The following is an 18,478-nucleotide window of genomic DNA, read 5'->3' as shown; positions in this document are numbered from 1 at the left end:
TGCGAACTTGCGAAAGGAATTGAGCCCGTCATGATTCTGCCTTGGCTAATCCTGATCCCCTTCATCGGCGGCCTGCTGTGCTGGATGGGTGAGCGCTTCGGCGCCACCCTCCCCCGCTGGATTGCGCTGATCACCATGTCCCTGTTGCTCTCCCTCGGCCTCTGGCTGTGGGCCAACGGTGATTATTCATTTGCCCCGGCGCCTGGCGCCGACCCGACCTGGGCGCTTGAGTTCAAGCACGTCTGGATCCAGCGCTTCGGCATCAACGTGCACCTGGCCCTCGACGGCCTGTCGCTGTTGATGATCATGCTGACCGGTCTGCTGGGTGTCCTCTCGGTACTCTGCTCGTGGAAAGAGATCCAGCGTCACGTGGGCTTCTTCCACCTGAACCTGATGTGGATCCTGGGCGGTGTCGTCGGTGTGTTCCTCGCCCTCGACCTGTTCATGTTCTTCTTCTTCTGGGAAATGATGCTGGTGCCGATGTACTTCCTCATCGCGCTCTGGGGTCACAGTTCTTCGGACGGCAAGAAAACCCGGATCTACGCGGCGACCAAGTTCTTCATCTTCACTCAGGCTTCCGGCCTGATCATGCTGGTGGCGATCCTGGGTCTGGTACTGGTCAACTTCAACGACACCGGCGTGATTACCTTCAACTACGCCGACCTGTTGAAAACCAAGATGTCGACGACCACCGAGTACATCCTGATGCTCGGCTTCTTCATCGCCTTCGCGGTGAAGCTGCCAGTCGTGCCGTTCCACTCCTGGTTGCCTGACGCTCACGCCCAGGCGCCGACTGCAGGTTCCGTCGACCTCGCCGGTATCTTGCTGAAAACCGCTGCCTACGGCCTGCTGCGTTTCGCCCTGCCGCTGTTCCCGAATGCGTCGGCCGAGTTCGCGCCGTTCGCCATGACCCTGGGTCTGATCGGGATTTTCTACGGTGCGTTCCTGGCGTTCGCGCAAACCGACATCAAGCGTCTGATTGCCTTCTCGTCCGTTTCCCACATGGGCTTCGTTCTGATCGGCATCTACTCCGGCAGCCAACTGGCGCTGCAGGGCGCGGTGATGCAGATGCTGGCGCACGGTCTGTCGGCAGCGGCACTCTTTATCCTGAGTGGCCAGCTGTACGAACGCACCCACACCCGCGACATGCGTGAAATGGGTGGCCTGTGGTCGAAGATTGCTTACCTGCCGGCCCTCAGCCTGTTCTTCGCCGCGGCGTCCCTGGGCTTGCCGGGTACCGGTAACTTCGTCGGTGAGTTCCTGATCCTGATCGGCACCTTCCCGATCGCTCCATGGGTCACCATCATCGCGACGTCCGGCCTGGTGTTCGGTTCGGTCTACTCGCTGATCATGATCCATCGTGCCTACTTCGGCCCGGCCAAATCGGACGCGGTACTGCATGGCATGGATGGTCGCGAACTGATCATGGTGGCCGGTCTGGCAGCGCTGCTGATTTACATCGGCGTCTATCCACAACCGTTCCTCGATACCTCTGCCGCTACGATGCATGGCGTGCAGCAATGGCTCGGCACCGCCTTCACTCAACTCGCTTCGGCCCGGTAAGAGCGCTATGGAATTCACGACTCAACACTTTATCGCGCTAGCGCCGCTGTTGATTACCAGCGCCACGATCATCGTGGTGATGCTGGCAATTGCCTGGCGCCGCAACCACTCCCAGACCTTCCTGCTGTCGGTGGCGGGTCTGAACCTGGCGTTGCTGTCGATCCTGCCAGCCTTGAAGGTCGCGCCACTGGCTGTGACCCCACTGCTGCAAATCGATAGCTTCGCTTGCTTGTACATGGCGCTGATCCTGGTCGCCACCCTCGCTTGTGTCACCCTCGCCCACGCCTACCTCGGCGATGGTGGCACGGGTTACCCGGGCAACCGTGAAGAACTGTACCTGCTGATCCTGATGTCCGCCGCCGGTGGCCTGGTGCTGGTCAGCGCACAGCACCTGGCCGGGTTGTTCGTCGGTCTGGAACTGCTGTCGGTGCCGGTTTATGGTCTGGTGGCCTATGCCTTCTTCAACAAGCGTTCGCTGGAAGCCGGTATCAAGTACATGGTGCTGTCGGCTGCCGGCTCCGCGTTCCTGTTGTTCGGCATGGCACTGCTGTACGCAGACTCGGGTTCCCTGAGCTTCGTCGGCATCGGTCAGGCGCTGGCGGCTACTGGTCTGCCAAGCTCGCTGGCGCAGCTGGGCCTGGGCATGATGTTGATCGGTCTGGCGTTCAAGCTGTCGCTGGTGCCCTTCCACCTCTGGACTCCAGACGTTTACGAAGGTGCTCCGGCACCGGTCGCAGCGTTCCTCGCTACCGCTTCGAAAGTGGCTGTGTTCGCGGTCATGGTGCGCCTGTTCCAGATCTCCCCTGCTGCAAGCAGCGGCGTCCTGAGCAACGTGCTGACCATCATCGCCATCGCGTCGATCCTGTTCGGTAACCTGCTGGCCCTGACCCAGAGCAACCTCAAGCGTCTGCTGGGTTACTCGTCCATCGCCCACTTCGGCTACCTGCTGATCGCCTTGGTGGCGAGCAAGGGCCTGGCCGTGGAAGCCATCGGCGTGTACCTGGTCACCTACGTGATCACCAGCCTCGGCGCTTTCGGTGTGATCACCCTGATGTCCTCGCCGTACAAAGGCCGTGACGCAGACGCCCTGTACGAATACCGCGGCCTGTTCTGGCGCCGTCCGTACCTGACCGCCGTGCTGACCGTGATGATGCTGTCCCTGGCCGGTATCCCGCTGACCGCAGGCTTCATCGGCAAGTTCTACATCATCGCCACCGGCGTCGAGTCCCATCAGTGGTGGCTGGTCGGCTCCCTGGTACTGGGCAGTGCCATCGGCGTGTTCTACTACCTGCGAGTGATGGTCACCCTGTACCTGATCGAGCCAAACCTGCGCCGCGTCGACGCTCAATTGCACTGGGAACAGAAGGCAGGCGGCGTGATGCTGCTGGCCATCGCGGTACTGGCTTTCTTCCTCGGCCTGTACCCACAACCGCTGCTGAACCTGGTTCAACAGTCGGGCCTGGCGGGTTGATCGCTTAGAGCCATTCAGTAGTAAACAGAAACGGCACCTTCGGGTGCCGTTTTTGCGTTTGTAGGATATGTTACCGGCGCGCTCCCCTCCTCCGACAATCCCCGAAAACTCATGCGGGATTACCCGCCTCGTCCTACATCCAGCATTGAGCACTTGGTTCTATCTTGAATGACTTCTAGATTGATAAACCAATGCGAGAACTAACAATAAAACGTGAGATTTTTTCCGAAATCGTAGAGGGTTTCGATGCCTTTGCTGCCGAACGCAAAGGTAATGTCGGGCAGCAAATCGGAACGATGAAAGGCAAATTGGTGCTTCCAGAAGATTTTGACGCGCCACTACCAGTTGAAATGCTTGATGTTTTTGAAGGCACTCACGAATGAGGCTTCTACTCGACACGCGTAATTTACTCTGGACACTCAGTGATGATCCGCAGCTTTCGGGTAAAGCCAGAAAGCTCATTGAGAACGCTGCCGACATTTATGTCAGCGCAGCGGATGGCCTGTTCGCGAACCTGCTCCGGGGGCGATCCGGGGGCACTGGCCAAACAAAACGGCACCTCCGAGTGGCGTTTTTGCGTTTGGTTTTTTTAAGATCGATGCCCACCCTATTGCCGGAGAATATCTGTATGTCCCATCAGAAATCGCCGACAGCAAGAACCAAGCATTGCAAGCAGCTATTGATTCAGGTTTCCGAAGGGATGCTTCCCATGTGAACGTCAGTTCTTGTCACATATATTCAATCTTTATTCGGCGCTTGCATCACGCCCCCCTAAAGACTGAGTCAGAAAGTCCTCGCATTCATAGTGAATTGAGGCCGGCGACGGATAAAAACCCAAACAAATAAAAATGTTATTGCATAATTCTTACATTTTGCCGTTCGACAACACCTGAGTACCGAGTTTAACTTATCGCCCAGATCAACTACAAGAAACGGGCCACAATGAAAAACGCACTCGTGATTCGACACTTAAACTTTGAAGATCTTGGCACACTTGAACAGCCGCTGATTCAACGCAATTATAATATTCATATTATTGATGCCACTTCGGAAGAGCTGCAGGCAGTTGATCCCATAACGCCTGATCTGATGGTGATATTGGGAGGGCCGATCGGTGCTTATGATGAAAAAAAATACCCATTCATAGAAAATGAAATTGCACTTATCAACGCACGTTTGCAAAGCAACAAGAAAACGTTGGGAATCTGTCTTGGTGCCCAGCTGATAGCGAGGGTGTTGGGAGCCTCCGTTTATCCAATGGGGCACTTGGAGATTGGCTTCAGCCCTTTACAGTTGAGTAATGACGCACCCCCTTCCTGCCTTGATCTTTTGAACGACGATGTCGCCGTATTGCATTGGCACGGAGATCAATTCGACATCCCCAAAGGGGCTCATCACTTGGCGAGCAGTAAACTCTGTGCCAATCAGGCGTTTAGTGTCGGCAAAAACATACTGGGTCTACAGTTCCACCTGGAAATTGATCCTGACCGCTTTGAACAATGGCTGATCGGTCACGCAGCCGAATTGAACATGGCCTCAATTGACCCTCGCGACTTGCGTCGACAGGTAGCTTTACACGGTAAGTCATTGAAAACCGTTGCCCCGAAAATCATTTCAAACTGGCTCGACCTGCCACTCTAACAAAGCTCATCGGGCCGACTATTTAGAACAAAAGGTAACTATCATGAACACTCACGACATTCAAACTTACTCGGTTGCACAGATGCTCGAAAAACTTTCGGTGCTTTGGAGCACCCGAGCCGCAGTCAATAACAAACAACCTACTTATTCCGAGCTAGCCTTCGATCCCGGCAAAAACGACTTTTGCGAGAGCTTGCTTCCCTTCAGAAATCACCCTGCCTGGATCGAAGCCTCTCCCGAAATGAAATCAACATGCCTTTCCTATGCATGGATCATCTATAACCTGAAAACCATTTACATCGAATGCGACATCGTCACGCCAGCTTGCGAGGACATCATCAAAACGCCACCCGGCGCCACCAGGAATCGAGCATTGCTTCAGGAGTCCATCTCCGAAGCACTGCTTGATGAGGCACTGCACACCAAGATGTCGGTCACTGCATGCAACTACATTTATCACCACCGAGATCTTGCACACCTGAATTTCACCGACTTCAACCTGATCAAATGGAAAAACTGGGTGCTATCGTCCTGTTCTGCCGAATGGGAGCGCAGGCTCACTCGCTTCGGTATCGCCTGTGCCAGTGAAACGCTGATTACGGACTATCTTAAAACGTTGGCCGAAGACAGTTCCGTTCAAAGTATTTGCCATCAAGTCACCAAGACCCATGCAATGGATGAATGGAGCCATTCCAGCGTATTCAGTTATGTAGCGGCAGATCTGATATCGACGCTGTCTCAACATGAAAAAAAGCACTTAAAGACCATTATCAAGAAAACTGTATCAATGTTTGCAAACAATGAAATGGGGGCGTGGGAAATGGCTTTTTCTCATGCTCGCCTGCCTCGCTATGCCGACATCATCCACGACACGGCGACACTCGGCGAAGTCAACGTTTACACCGAGTCGGTCGACAAATTGCTGAGCAGAATAGGTCTCGAAGAAACCCACTGATATCAGTTGGCACTTCTTGAACAACTCATTAAAAACGTACTTATCTCTTTACCATGAAGGGGACGACCATGGAGCGGCTTACGTTCTTGAGTTGCGAGAAAATCTCAGATGCAGCAACCAACACGAAGACTTACCTGCTGCGATTGCCCCAATGCATTGAACCCAATGAATTAAAGCCGGGACGATATATTGCGATCAATCATCCAGACCGCTCTGGCACGGCACAACAACGTAATTACTCGATCACGGCGGTGCGAGATATCAATCAAATTGAAATCACGGTCAAGCGCACCGGCAACAATGGAGTATCGGACACTTTGTATTCGAACGTCGGCTGCGGATCACTCCTTTGTTTTTCCAACGTTGGTGGCAACATCACTTCGGACAGCATTATCGCCTACCGGCATGTCTTGATGCTGTCAGGCGGTATCGGCATCACATTGCCGATCGCGCTGATCCGTAGCCTTGTCGAGCTTGAAAGCAAAGATAAACCCATTCCCAGAGTAACGCTGCTGGTTAGTTCACCTACGATTGCGAGCATACCTTTCCTCGCGGAACTCCTCGCCTTAGCGTTTCGATCGAACTGGTTCAACGTTCGTTTTTTTATTACTCGAGAATCAATCGACACACACTCTCACCACTTTACCGGAGGACGGCTGGTTAAACTTTCCTTACCGGATTCAGTTCCCGTCGACGCGGCAGTCATTTGCGGCAGCCATGGCTTTTCCGTCGCCCAGCAGGTATTGGTCAAGGAGCTGAACAACAACATCCCCTGTTACATCGAAGCGTTCAGCAGCATGGAACAATCAGGACCGGCAGCCGAACACAGCCCGCTGACCACTGTCTGTGCTCGATCAAATCAGCAGGACCACCATTTCCAGGTCAGTAGTGGACAAACGCTGCTTGATGCGTTGGAAGCCAACCAGGTACCCATCCGCAGTCAGTGTCGCTCAGGCATCTGTGGCAGTTGCAGGATCAAGGTTATTTCCGGGGCATGCAAAAGAGCGCCTGACTTCTCGCTCAGCACTACGGAACTGGAGGCGGGTTTCGCATTAGCTTGTTGCACATATGCCGAGGGTGGCGAGCTCTCAATTGAGATCTGACCGGCTTGCACGAACCGAGGGTGGCGCGGTGATCTGAACTATCGACATCGTTTCAACGACGTTTTCGCTGCGATGCGGCGACCCAACAAGCCAACTTGCCGGCGAATGCGGTGACACAAGCAACTATAAAAAACGGCACCTCCCGGTGCCGTTCGCCTTTCACAACTCCAGTGCTTTACTTGCGCGCCGCCTCCCACGATTTCAGCAGTTCGGCGTAGCTCACGGTTTCACCCTTAGGCTTTTCGTTCGCCAGTTTCGGCTTCGGTGCGCCCGGTTGGTCGAACCAGTATTGCGCATCGCGTTCGGGGTTCATTTTCGGGGCGCAGGTGGCTTGTGCCTTCGAGCGTTCCAGACGGGTCATGATTGCGTCCTGATCCTTGGCCAGGCCATCCAGCGCCTCTTGCGGGGTTTTCTCGCCGCTGGCGGCTTCGGCGATGTGGCTCCACCACAACTGCGCGAGGCGAGGATAATCAGGCACGTTGGTCCCGGTCGGGGTCCATTGCACGCGGGCCGGGCTGCGGTAGAACTCCACCAGGCCACCGAGTTTCGGCGCCAGGTCGGTCATGGCCTGGGAGTTGATGTCCGATTCGCGGATCGGGGTCAGGCCGACGATGGTTTTCTTCAGCGATACGGTTTTCGAGGTCACGAACTGCGCGTACAGCCAGGCCGCCAGTTTTTGTTTCTCAGGCGTGGACTTCATGAATGTCCAGGAACCGGCGTCCTGATAACCGAGCTTCATGCCCTCTTCCCAATACGGACCTTTCGGTGAAGGCGCCATGCGCCATTTCGGCGTGCCGTCGGCGTTCATCACCGGAAGGCCAGGCTTGGTCATGTCGGCGGTAAATGCGGTGTACCAGAAGATCTGCTGGGCAATGTTGCCCTGGGATGGCACGGGACCTGATTCGGAGAAAGTCATGCCCGCCGCTTCCGGTGGCGCGTACTTCTTCATCCAGTCAACGTACTTGGTGGTCGCATACACTGCTGCCGGGCCGTTGGTGTCGCCACCGCGGGTAACGCTGGAGCCGACCGGATGACAATCCTCGACGCGGATCCCCCACTCGTCCACCGGCAAGCCGTTAGGTATGCCTTTATCGCCAGCGCCTGCCATGGAGAACCAGGCATCGGTGAAACGCCAACCCAGCGACGGGTCTTTCTTGCCGTAATCCATGTGCCCGTAAACGCGCTTGCCGTCGATTTCCTTGACGTCTTCGCTGAAGAATTTGGCGATGTCTTCATAGGCCGACCAGTTCACCGGTACGCCCAACTCGTAGCCGTACTTTTCCTTGAACTTGGCCTTCAGGTCCGCACGCTCGAACCAGTCGGCGCGGAACCAGTACAGGTTGGCGAACTGCTGGTCGGGCAATTGATAGATCTTGCCGTCCGGCGCGGTGGTGAAGGAGATGCCGATGAAGTCCTTGATGTCCAGGGTCGGCGAGGTGAAGTTCTTGCCCTCGTTGGCCATCAGGTCGGTGATCGATTCGGTCTTGCCGTAACGGAAGTGCGTACCGATCAGGTCCGAGTCGTTGACCCAGCCGTCATAGATGTTCTTGTCCGACTGCATCTGGGTCTGCAGCTTTTCCACCACGTCGCCTTCCTGCAGCAGGTCGTGGGTCAGCTTGATCCCGGTGATCTCGGTGAAGGCCTTGGCCAGCACCTTGGACTCATACTCGTGGGTGGCGATGGTTTCCGACACCACTTTGATGCTCATCCCGCGAAACGGCTCAGCCGCCTTGATGAACCACTTCAGCTCTTCGAGTTGTTGATCGGCCGTCAGGGTGGACGGCTTGAATTCATTGCCGATCCATTTCTTCGCCGCGTCTTCATAGGCATCAGCCCAGGCAGATGCGCTCAAACCGCTGAGTGCCAGCATGGCTGCCAATGAAATGCTATGTCGCAGCTTATTGTTTTTGTCGAACATAGAGACCTCCTTATTGAGTTTCGGAGCAACATTGCCGAGCGATTCGACTAGCCCCAACGCATCACAGCCAACAGCCACACCAGGGACATCGCGAAGGCGACCCAGATGCTCCAGTCGGTGACGCCGATTACCAGCAGATGCAGGTAGGCGCTGCCGAGAAGACCGATGAACAACCGATCGCCACGGGTGGTGGCAATCGGTAGAAAACCTCGCCTGAGCACGCTCGGCGAACGCAATTCCCAGGTGGTCATGCCCACCAGGATCAAGGCAATGACGCCGAAGAACGCCGCCGTGGGGACGGTCCAACTCATCCATTCCATCATCAGTTCCTCATACCCGGCCCAGGGCAAAGCCCTTGGCCACGTGGTTGCGAACAAACCAGATCACCAACATGCCCGGCAGGATGGTCAACACCCCCGCCGCCGCCAGCACGCCCCAGTCGATACCGGATGCCGAGACCGTGCGGGTCATCACCGCTGCGATCGGTTTGGCGTTCACCGAAGTGAGGGTTCGCGCCAGCAGCAGTTCGACCCAGGAAAACATGAAGCAGAAGAACGCCGTGACGCCGATGCCGGAGCCGATCAGCGGGATGAAGATCTTCACGAAGAACTTGGGAAAGCTGTAGCCATCGATGTAGGCGGTTTCGTCGATCTCCTTGGGCACGCCGGACATGAAGCCTTCGAGAATCCACACCGCCAGCGGCACGTTGAACAGGCAATGGGCCAGGGCCACGGCGATGTGGGTATCGAACAGCCCGATCGAGGAATACAGCTGGAAGAACGGCAACAGGAACACCGCCGGTGGCGCCATGCGGTTGGTCAGCAGCCAGAAGAACAGGTGCTTGTCACCGAGGAAGCGGTAGCGCGAGAACGCATAGGCCGCCGGCAAGGCCACGGTCAGGGAAATGATCGTGTTCAGGCTCACGTAGTACGCCGAGTTGATGTAGCCGGTGTACCAGCTCGGATCGGTGAAGATCACCTTGTAGTTCGCCAGGGTGAAATCCTGCGGAAACAACGTCAGGCCACCGAGGATTTCGCTGTTGCTCTTGAAGGACATGTTCAGCAGCCAGTAGATCGGCACCAGCAGGAACAGGATGTAGATCAGCAGTGGAATCAGCTTTCTCTTGCTCATGATGGCCTCAGCGGTTGGCGTCGGAGTGAGTCATGGCGGTGTAGAACAGCCAGGACACCAACAGGATGATCAGGAAGTACACCAGCGAGAATGCGGCGGCCGGCCCCAGGTCGAACTGCCCGATCGCCATTTGCGTCAGGGTCTGGCTCAAGAAGGTCGTGGAATTGCCCGGACCGCCACCCGTAAGCACGAAGGGCTCGGTGTAGATCATGAAACTGTCCATGAAGCGCAGCATCACCGCGATCAGCAGCACACTCTTGAGCTTGGGCAACTGGATATGCCGGAACACCGCCCAGGCCGAGGCACGGTCGATCCGCGCCGCCTGGTAATACACATCCGGAATCGCCCGCAGGCCGGAGAAGCACAACAGCGCCACCAGCGAGGTCCAGTGCCAGACGTCCATCACCAGTACGGTGACCCAGGCGTCCATGGTGTTCGCCGCATAGTTGTAGCTGATGCCCATGGCCTTGAGGCTCGCCCCCAGCAGACCGATGTCGGCCCGGCCGAAGATCTGCCAGATGGTGCCGACCACGTTCCACGGGATCAGCAACGGAATCGCCAGGATGATCAGCACCACCGACGACCAGCGCCCTTTGGTCGGCATGGTCAGGGCAATCGCAATCCCCAGCGGGATCTCGATCAACAGCACGCAAGCCGAGTAGATGAACTGGCGCAGCAACGAGTCGTGCAGGCGCGGATCGAGCAGCACCTGCTTGTACCAATCGGCGCCGACAAAGTAGCGGCTGGACTGGTCGAAGATGTCCTGCACCGAATAGTTGACCACGGTCATCATCGGGATCACCGCACTGAACGCCACCAGCAGGAACACCGGCAGCACCAGCCACCAGGCCTTGTTGTTCTGCACCTTGTTCATGGCTGCGCCTCTTGGTTGGCATTGGCTTCGAGCAGGAACTCATCGGCGTAGACCATCAGCCACTGCGCCGGAAAACTGATGTAGGCCGTGCCTTGCGGCACCGGTTTGTCTTCGGCCAGGCGCACTTTCAGGGGGACGCCATCGAGGTTGAGGGTCATGATCTTGTAGGTGCCCAGGTCTTCGACGTGTACGACCTGTGCCCGCAGCGCGTCATCAAAGGCTTCGTCCCACACATGGACGAACTCCGGACGAATGCCGACCTTCAGGGTTTTCCACTCCGATTCAGCAATACGCTGCTGCATCGCCTCGGACAGCGGCAGGTGAGTCGAGGCGAAACCGACGCCACCCGGTTGCGGCTGCACCTCGATCAGGTTCATCCCGGGGCTGCCAATGAAGTAGCCGACAAAGGTGTGGCTCGGGCGCTCGAACAACTCCCTTGGCGTGCCGAATTGCACGATCTGCCCGCCGTACATCACCGCAATCTTGTCGGCGAAGGTCGAGGCCTCCAGCTGATCGTGGGTGACGTAGACCATGGTGATATTGAACTGTTCGTGGATCTGCTTGAGCTTGCGCCGCAGTTTCCACTTGAGGTGCGGGTCGATCACCGTCAGCGGTTCATCGAACAGGATCGCCGACACGTCGTCGCGCACCAGCCCACGCCCCATGGAGACTTTCTGTTTTTCGTCGGCGGTGAGGTTGCGGGCCTTTTTGCTCAACAGGTTCTGCAGGTCGAGAACTTCGGCGATTTCCTGCACCTTGCTATGCACCCGGGCCTCGGCCATGCCCTGATTGCGCAGCGGGAAGGCCAGGTTGTCGAACACCGTCATGGTGTCGTAGACCACCGGGAACTGGAAAACCTGGGCGATGTTGCGCTTCTCCGGGGTCAGGTTGTTGACCGCTTTGCCGTCGAACAGCACATGGCCCTGGGACGGGCTGAGCAGCCCGGAAATGATGTTGAGCAAGGTTGATTTACCGCAGCCCGACGGACCGAGCAAGGCGTAGGCGCCACCCTGCTCCCAGATGTGGTCCATCTCGCGGATCGCGTAGTCCTCCGGTCCCGCCGGAGTCTTGGTGTAGCTGTGGGCGAGGTTCTGCAAACGGATTTCGGCCATCAGGCAACCCTCGTGACACGCCGGCCCGGCGCCTGGACCAGCCGCCCCTGCGTATCGAACACAAACAGTTTATGGGTCGGGATGTAGATGCGGATCGGCGCATCGACGTCGTATTCGTGAACGCCGGGCAAGTGCAGCACCAGCAGGAAATGCTCGTTGCGCACGTGCAGAAAGGTTTCCGAGCCACTGATTTCCGCGACTTCGACAGTCACCGCCAATTCGAGGTCATCGTCGTTGCTCGGCACCAGCGAGATATGGCTGGGTCGCACGCCGAAACGGAACTCGCCCTCGCCCACCGGGCGCAGATCGACGTTCAGCGGGAAGTGCACGAAATTGGCGAAACTCACTTCGTTGCCGGCAATGCGCCCCGGCATCAGGTTGATCGGCGGCTCGGAGAACAGCTCCGCCGCCAGCACCGTTTGCGGCTGATGATAGACCGACGAAGACTGGCCGCTCTGGATCACCCGGCCTTCGTGAAGAATGGTGGTGGTGCCGCCCAGGGCCAGGGCCTCGTTGGGCTCGGTGGTGGCGTAGATCGCGATGGTGTGGCGCGCCTTGAACAGCTCGCGCATTTCCTGGCGCAGTTCTTCGCGCAACTTGTAGTCGAGGTTGACCAGCGGCTCGTCGAACAGGATCAGCTCGGCATCCTTGACCAGCGCCCGGGCCATGGCCGTGCGTTGTTGCTGGCCACCGGAAAGCTCCAGCGGATAGCGTTTGAGAAACTTCTCGATGCGCAGCATCTTCGCGGTTTCCAGCACCTTGATCTGAATTTGCTCGCTGGAAACACCAGCCTGACGCAGCGGCGAGGCGATGTTGTCGAACACCGTCATGGTCGGGTAGTTGATGAACTGCTGATAGACCATCGACACATTGCGCAAGCGCACGGGGCGCTGGGTGACATCGATGCCATTCATCAGGATGCGGCCGCTGTCGGGCTTGTCCAGACCGGCCATCAGGCGCATCAGGCTGGTCTTGCCGGACAAGGTGCGACCCAGCAAAACGTTGAAGGAACCGGGTTCAAAACTCAGGTTGGCATCGTCGATCCAGGTCTGGCCCTCGACGGTGCGGCTGACGTGTTCCAGGGTGAGTGACATGGCTCGGCCTTTTTCTTATTGGAGTCAAGCGACCGGAGCTGTATAGCGACATTTGTGCCAGAAATTGCAAACGATTGATTCAGTTTGAAATTCCTGAAAATGACTACAGAGTCACGTTCATTGCTGAACACAAATGAACAACCGCGACTGAACAACTGAACACTTCAACGGTTGACAATGAACATTAGTGAACAACACTCTACAGACCGTATTCCGGCCCTTGTAGGAGTGAGCTCGTTCGCGATGGAGGTCAACGTGACGAGGGCTGCCTGAAGGAACGAGGCGACCTCACGTCCATCGCGAGCAAGCTCGCTCCTACACAGGGCGCCATGTGTAATTGAATAACAACAATAAAAGCTTGCTCAGAGATCGACTGCCATGGCCGCACCCGCATCGCCGTTGTCCCACGACGCCATCATCCAGGACTCCTGGTCCCGTTGCCGCGCGTTCGGCCTCAGTCATCAGAGCACGCCGGCATTCGACCAATTGCCGGCCGCAGGCATCGCGCAATTGCTGGAGAGCCAGCATTCACTGGTGCAAACCACCCATCAGGAAGTGCTGCCCTACTACGAGAACATCCTGAGCAACTCCAATTGCCTGATCATGCTCGCCGACGATCAGGGCCAGGTGCTCACGTCGTGGGGCACCCAGCGCTTTATCGAACCGAAACTGGCCCGGGGTTTCAGCGCCGGCGCCAGCTGGATGGAACGCTGCACCGGCACCAACGCCATTGGCACCGCCCTGGCCTGCGAGCAAGCGGTGCACATCGAGCACGACGAACATTTCCTCAAGGCCAACCGCTTCATGACCGGTTCCGCCGCGCCGATATTCGATACCGAGCGCAAGGTGATCGCGGTGCTGGACGTGTCCAGCGACAGCTACCTGCCGCCGTCCCACACGCTGGGCATGGTCAAGATGATGAGCCAGACCGTGGAAAACCGGTTGATCCTCAACCTGTTCCATGGCCAGCATTTTCAGCTGACGTTCAACACCGGGCTGAACAACCTCGACAGTCAGTGGGCCGGATTGCTGATATTCGATGAAACCGGCCAGGTGCTGTCGGCCAACCGCCGGGCCGACAACCTGCTGGGCATCAGCCTGTCGCGGGTCAGTGTCGAAAGCCTGTTCAAGGTCTCGCTGCTGGAGTTGCTGAATCAACCCGAAGGCTTGCCCTTCTCGCTGCAGGCTTCCGGGCGCAACCGCTTCCAGTGTCTGCTGAAAAGACCCAAGCAGGTTCCGATTCAGCCGCGAGTGTTCGCCGAACCTGCCGTGACTGCGCCAACACCGGCCGCGATCAGCCTCAACACCCTGCACTTCGGCGACAGCCGCGTGGAAAAAGCTGTGCGCCAGGCCGAGCGGTTGCTGGAAAAAGACATTCCGCTGTTAATCCACGGCGAGACTGGCGTCGGTAAGGAAGTTTTCGTCAAAGCCCTGCATCAGGCCAGCTCTCGCAGCAAACAGGCGTTTATTGCGGTGAACTGTGCAGCGATCCCCGCCGAACTGGTCGAGTCAGAGCTGTTCGGCTACGAGAAAGGCGCGTTCACCGGCGCCAACCAGAAAGGCAGCATCGGCCTGATCCGCAAGGCTGACAAAGGCACGCTGTTCCTCGATGAAATCGGCGATATGCCACTGCCAACCCAGGCGCGACTGTTGCGGGTGTTGCAGGAGCGCTGCGTGCAGCCCGTGGGCAGCAGCGAGTTGTTTCCTGTGGACTTGCGCATCATTTCAGCGACCAATCGCTCGTTGCGCGAACAGGTACAACTGGGGCGGTTTCGTGAAGACCTGTATTACCGCATCGGCGGCCTGACCCTGGAACTGCCACCGTTAAGAGAGCGCAGCGATAAAGAGGCGTTGTTCAAACGCCTGTGGGAACAGCATCGCGAACCAAGCCAATGGGCCGGACTGAGCCGCGAGGTATTGGCGCTGTTCGAGCGCCATCCGTGGCCGGGAAACCTGCGTCAGGTCAGCAGCGTGATGCAGGTGGCGTTGGCCATGGCCGAGGAACAACCGATAAGGCCGGAGCATTTGCCGGATGATTTTTTTGTCGATCTGGAGATGGAGCCGGTGGAGACGCCGGGGCCTTTGACCGTGGATCTGAATGATGTCGAGGATTTGAATCGGCAGTTGCAGGCGGCGGGGGGGAATATTTCGTATCTGGCCCGGCGGTTGGGAGTTAGTCGCAATACCCTTTACAAGCGGTTGCGCCAGACTGAATGACGAGTGAATCGCAGCGGTAATATTCGGCTTGAGACCATCGCGAGCAAGCTCGCTCCCACAGTGTCCGTGTCGAACACAAAATCTGCGCATACCACAGAACCTGTGGGAGCGAGCTTGCTCGCGGTGGCGTCAGCCCTGTCAACACAAGCCTGGAGTCCAACCGCAAAAACAAAAACCCGCACAAGGCGGGTTTTGTTTTACAGCGGGATCAAGCAATCAGTCAGCCAGACGCCAGGTCGTGCCGCCCTTGCCGTCCTCCAGCACCACGCCCATGGCGGTGAGCTGGTCGCGGATGCGGTCGGATTCGGCCCAGTCCTTGCCGGCGCGTGCCGCCAGACGCGCGGCAATCAGCGCCTCGACTTCAGCGGCATCCACGCGCCCTTCGGCGCCGGCCTGCAGGAAGTCATCGGCTTCGAGTTGCAACACACCCAACACGCTGGCCAGTTCTTTCAAACGGGCGGCCAGACCTGCCGCAGCGTTCAGATCACTCTCACGCAGGCGGTTGATCTCGCGGACCATCTCGAACAGCACCGCGCAGGCTTCCGGTGTGCCGAAGTCGTCGTTCATCACCTGGGTGAAGCGCTCGACGAAGGCTTCGCCGCCCGCTGGCGCCACGTTCGGCAGGCCTTTCAACGCGTGGTAGAAACGCTCCAGGGCGCCTTTGGCGTCCTTGAGGTTGTCTTCCGAGTAGTTGATGGCGCTACGGTAGTGGCTCGACACCAGCAGGTAACGCACGACTTCCGGGTGGTACTTGTCGAGCACGTCGCGAATGGTGAAGAAGTTGTTCAAGGACTTGGACATCTTCTCGCCATTGATACGGATCATGCCGCAATGCATCCAGGCGTTGGCGTAGGTCTTGCCGGTGGCCGCTTCGCTTTGGGCAATTTCGTTTTCGTGGTGCGGGAACTCAAGGTCGCTGCCGCCGCCATGAATGTCGAAGGTCTCGCCCAGGCAGCAGGTGGACATCACCGAGCACTCGATGTGCCAGCCCGGACGCCCGGCGCCCCACGGCGATTCCCAGCTCGGTTCGCCCGGTTTGGCGGCTTTCCACAATACGAAGTCCAGCGGGTCCTGCTTGGATTCGTCGACTTCGATGCGTGCGCCGATGCGCAGGTCTTCGATCTTCTTGCGCGACAGCTTGCCGTAGCCCATGAACTTGCCGACGCGGTAGTACACGTCGCCATTGCCCGGGGCGTAGGCGTAGCCCTTGTCGATCAGGGTCTGGATCATCGCGTGCATGCCAGGGATGTGATCCGTGGCACGCGGCTCCATGTCCGGCTTCTTGATGTTCAGGCGCGCTTCATCTTCGTGCATCGCCGCGATCATGCGCTCGGTCAGCGCTTCGAACGACTCGCCGTTCTCGTTGGCCCGATTGATGATCTTGTCGTCGATGTCGGTGATGTTGCGCACGTAGGTCAGGTCATAGCCGCTGAAGCGCAACCAGCGCGTCACCAGGTCGAACGCGACCATGCTGCGGCCGTGGCCCAGGTGGCAATAGTCGTACACGGTCATGCCGCACACGTACATGCGCACCTTGTTGCCATCGAGCGGCTTGAAGACTTCTTTGCTCTTGGTGAGCGTGTTGTAGATCGTAAGCACGTTTATTCCTTGACGCTAAATCACTGGCCCCACGAATCACGCAGGGTCACGGTACGGTTGAATACCGGCTGACCTGGTTTCGAGTCCTTGAGATCGGCGACGAAGTAACCTTCGCGCTCGAACTGGAAACGGTCTTCCGGCTGTGCATTGCCCAGCGAAGGCTCGGCACGACAACCGGTGAGTACCTGCAGCGAATCAGGGTTGATGTTGTCCAGGAAACTGGCGCTGTCTTCGGCCTTCTCCGGGTTCGGAGAGCGGAACAGACGATCGTACAGACGCACTTCGCACTCGACGCTGGCAGCGGCCGGCACCCAGTGGATCACGCCTTTGACCTTGCGACCTTCCGGGTTCTTGCCCAGGGTGTCCGGATCGTAGGAGCAGCGCAGTTCGACGATGTTGCCATCGGCGTCCTTGATCGCTTCGTCGGCGCGGATCACGTAGCTGCCACGCAGACGCACTTCACCGGCCGGCTCCAGGCGCTTGTAGCCCTTGGGCGGCTCTTCCATGAAGTCGTCACGGTCGATGTAGATTTCACGGGCGAACGGCAACGCGCGCACGCCCATGTCTTCTTTCGGGTGGCACGGCAGTTCGAGGTTCTCGACCTGGCCTTCCGGGTAGTTGGTGATCACGACTTTCAGCGGACGCAACACGCACATGGCGCGCGGGGCGCTGTGGTCGAGGTCGTCGCGGATGCTGAATTCGAGCATGCCGAAGTCGACCACGCCGTCGGAACGGTTGGTGCCGATCATTTCGCAGAAGTTGCGGATCGATTTAGGCGTGTAGCCACGGCGGCGGAAGCCCGACAGCGTGGACATGCGCGGATCGTCCCAGCCGTTGACGTGCTTTTCATCGACCAGCTGCTTGAGCTTGCGCTTGCTGGTGATGGTGTAGTTCAGGTTCAGGCGGCTGAACTCGTACTGGCGCGGGTTGGCCGGTACCGGCAAGTGCTCGAGGAACCACTCGTACAGCGGACGGTGGCTTTCGAACTCCAGGGTGCAGATCGAATGGGTGATGCCTTCGATGGCGTCCGACTGACCGTGGGTGAAGTCGTAGTTGGGGTAGATGCACCACTTGTCACCGGTCTGGTGGTGATGCGCGTGACGGATGCGATACATGATCGGGTCACGCAGGTTCATGTTCGGCGAGGCCATGTCGATCTTGGCCCGCAGCACCCGTGCGCCGTCCTTGAACTCGCCGGCTTTCATGCGGGCGAACAGGTCCAGGTTCTCTTCGACGCTGCGGTCGCGGAACGGGCTGTTCTTGCCCGGCTCGGTCAGGCTGCCACGGTATTCCTTGGCTTGTTCCGGGGTCAGGTCGTCGACGTAGGCATTACCGGACTTGATCAACTCCACCGCCCAGTCATGCAACTGGTCGAAATACTGCGAGGCGTAGCGCACTTCACCGGACCATTCGAAGCCCAGCCATTTGACGTCGCTTTCGATCGCGTCGATGTATTCCTGGTCTTCCTTGGCCGGGTTGGTGTCGTCGAAACGCAGGTGCGTGACGCCGCCGAACTCCTGGGCCAGGCCGAAGTTCACACAGATCGACTTGGCGTGGCCGATGTGCAGGTAGCCGTTGGGTTCAGGCGGAAAACGGGTGACGATCTGCGTGTGCTTGCCCGAGTCCAGGTCTGCCTGGATGATCGGCCGCAGGAAGTTGACCGGCACGGCAGGGCCGGTCTTGGCATTCGAGGTAGGGTCGACAGTGGGCTTGCTCATAGGATCCTTGAACGTACAAGTGCGTGGCCGTAATGAAGGCCGGACAAAACAAAGCCGCTATCATAGCCGATGCCGTCAAGTA

General features: G+C 57.9%; 15 protein-coding genes and 1 pseudogene. 8 read left to right on the top strand and 8 right to left on the bottom strand.

The window, feature by feature from the left end; genetic code table 11:
* Nucleotides 1-30 precede the first annotated feature (30 nt).
* From nuoM to AC1RP7_RS12855, 7 genes and pseudogenes are all read left to right on the top strand, one after another.
* The gene (gene nuoM, locus AC1RP7_RS12885; RefSeq protein ID WP_057714153.1) at nucleotides 31-1,563 is read left to right on the top strand and encodes an NADH-quinone oxidoreductase subunit M; all 1,533 of its coding nucleotides are present in this window, start codon (nucleotides 31-33) and stop codon (nucleotides 1,561-1,563) included.
* Nucleotides 1,564-1,570: 7 nt separating this feature from the next.
* Nucleotides 1,571-3,034 carry an NADH-quinone oxidoreductase subunit NuoN gene (nuoN, locus tag AC1RP7_RS12880; protein ID WP_340314064.1) on the top strand — a complete coding sequence of 488 codons (1,464 nt, stop codon included), beginning with the start codon at nucleotides 1,571-1,573 and terminating at the stop codon, nucleotides 3,032-3,034.
* Between the two features lie 191 nt (nucleotides 3,035-3,225).
* On the top strand, nucleotides 3,226-3,417 hold the full coding sequence (locus AC1RP7_RS12875) for a hypothetical protein (protein WP_493180763.1): 192 nt from the start codon (nucleotides 3,226-3,228) through the stop codon (nucleotides 3,415-3,417).
* A pseudogene (locus tag AC1RP7_RS12870) lies at nucleotides 3,414-3,530 on the top strand (PIN domain nuclease); the annotation flags it as partial. The gene AC1RP7_RS12875 and the pseudogene AC1RP7_RS12870, both read left to right, overlap by 4 nt.
* A 446-nt stretch (nucleotides 3,531-3,976) precedes the next feature.
* A complete protein-coding gene (locus tag AC1RP7_RS12865; RefSeq protein ID WP_407515625.1) occupies nucleotides 3,977-4,675 on the top strand; it encodes a glutamine amidotransferase in 699 nt (232 codons plus the stop codon).
* 43 nt (nucleotides 4,676-4,718) lie between these two features.
* Nucleotides 4,719-5,630: a diiron oxygenase gene (locus AC1RP7_RS12860; protein ID WP_493180762.1), complete on the top strand. Its 912-nt coding sequence runs from the start codon at nucleotides 4,719-4,721 to the stop codon at nucleotides 5,628-5,630.
* Between the two features lie 68 nt (nucleotides 5,631-5,698).
* On the top strand, nucleotides 5,699-6,733 hold the full coding sequence (locus tag AC1RP7_RS12855; RefSeq protein WP_493180761.1) for a 2Fe-2S iron-sulfur cluster-binding protein: 1,035 nt from the start codon (nucleotides 5,699-5,701) through the stop codon (nucleotides 6,731-6,733).
* A 175-nt stretch (nucleotides 6,734-6,908) separates the two neighbouring features.
* Here the strand turns inward: AC1RP7_RS12855 and AC1RP7_RS12850 are convergent, their stop codons facing one another.
* Genes AC1RP7_RS12850 through AC1RP7_RS12825 form a run of 6 tightly spaced genes read right to left on the bottom strand, consistent with a single transcriptional unit; the run spans nucleotide 6,909 to nucleotide 12,862 of the window.
* The gene (locus AC1RP7_RS12850) at nucleotides 6,909-8,651 is read right to left on the bottom strand and encodes an ABC transporter substrate-binding protein (RefSeq protein WP_493180760.1); all 1,743 of its coding nucleotides are present in this window, start codon (nucleotides 8,649-8,651) and stop codon (nucleotides 6,909-6,911) included.
* Nucleotides 8,652-8,698: 47 nt separating this feature from the next.
* On the bottom strand, nucleotides 8,699-8,971 hold the full coding sequence (locus AC1RP7_RS12845; RefSeq protein WP_057716585.1) for a DUF2160 domain-containing protein: 273 nt from the start codon (nucleotides 8,969-8,971) through the stop codon (nucleotides 8,699-8,701).
* Between the two features lie 10 nt (nucleotides 8,972-8,981).
* Nucleotides 8,982-9,782, bottom strand: coding sequence for a carbohydrate ABC transporter permease (locus AC1RP7_RS12840; protein WP_008046506.1), 801 nt, complete (start codon nucleotides 9,780-9,782; stop codon nucleotides 8,982-8,984).
* 7 nt (nucleotides 9,783-9,789) lie between these two features.
* Nucleotides 9,790-10,656, bottom strand: a complete 867-nt coding sequence (locus AC1RP7_RS12835; protein ID WP_008046507.1) for a carbohydrate ABC transporter permease — start codon at nucleotides 10,654-10,656, stop codon at nucleotides 9,790-9,792.
* A complete protein-coding gene (locus AC1RP7_RS12830) occupies nucleotides 10,653-11,768 on the bottom strand; it encodes an ABC transporter ATP-binding protein (protein WP_057714146.1) in 1,116 nt (371 codons plus the stop codon). Before AC1RP7_RS12830 ends, AC1RP7_RS12835 begins: the two co-directional genes overlap by 4 nt.
* Nucleotides 11,768-12,862, bottom strand: coding sequence for an ABC transporter ATP-binding protein (locus AC1RP7_RS12825; protein WP_493180759.1), 1,095 nt, complete (start codon nucleotides 12,860-12,862; stop codon nucleotides 11,768-11,770). The genes AC1RP7_RS12830 and AC1RP7_RS12825 overlap by 1 nt, the downstream gene beginning before the upstream one ends.
* Nucleotides 12,863-13,240: 378 nt before the next feature.
* Between AC1RP7_RS12825 and AC1RP7_RS12820 the strand changes: the two genes are divergently transcribed.
* Entirely contained in the window at nucleotides 13,241-15,079 is a 1,839-nt protein-coding gene (locus AC1RP7_RS12820) for a sigma-54-dependent Fis family transcriptional regulator (protein ID WP_493180758.1), read from the top strand.
* Between the two features lie 216 nt (nucleotides 15,080-15,295).
* Here AC1RP7_RS12820 and cysS read toward each other — a convergent pair whose 3' ends face one another.
* Together cysS and AC1RP7_RS12810 are read right to left on the bottom strand one after the other, a co-directional pair.
* Nucleotides 15,296-16,678, bottom strand: a complete 1,383-nt coding sequence (cysS, locus tag AC1RP7_RS12815; protein WP_007970481.1) for a cysteine--tRNA ligase — start codon at nucleotides 16,676-16,678, stop codon at nucleotides 15,296-15,298.
* Nucleotides 16,679-16,698: 20 nt separating this feature from the next.
* On the bottom strand, nucleotides 16,699-18,396 hold the full coding sequence (locus AC1RP7_RS12810; protein WP_150812606.1) for a glutamine--tRNA ligase/YqeY domain fusion protein: 1,698 nt from the start codon (nucleotides 18,394-18,396) through the stop codon (nucleotides 16,699-16,701).
* Nucleotides 18,397-18,478: the final 82 nt, after the last annotated feature.

It is taken from the genome of Pseudomonas sp. GW822-FHT01E03 (assembly GCF_058802985.1).
The sequence above is the reverse complement of the archived record's forward strand: the minus strand, read 5'-3'. Positions and strand labels throughout refer to the sequence as shown.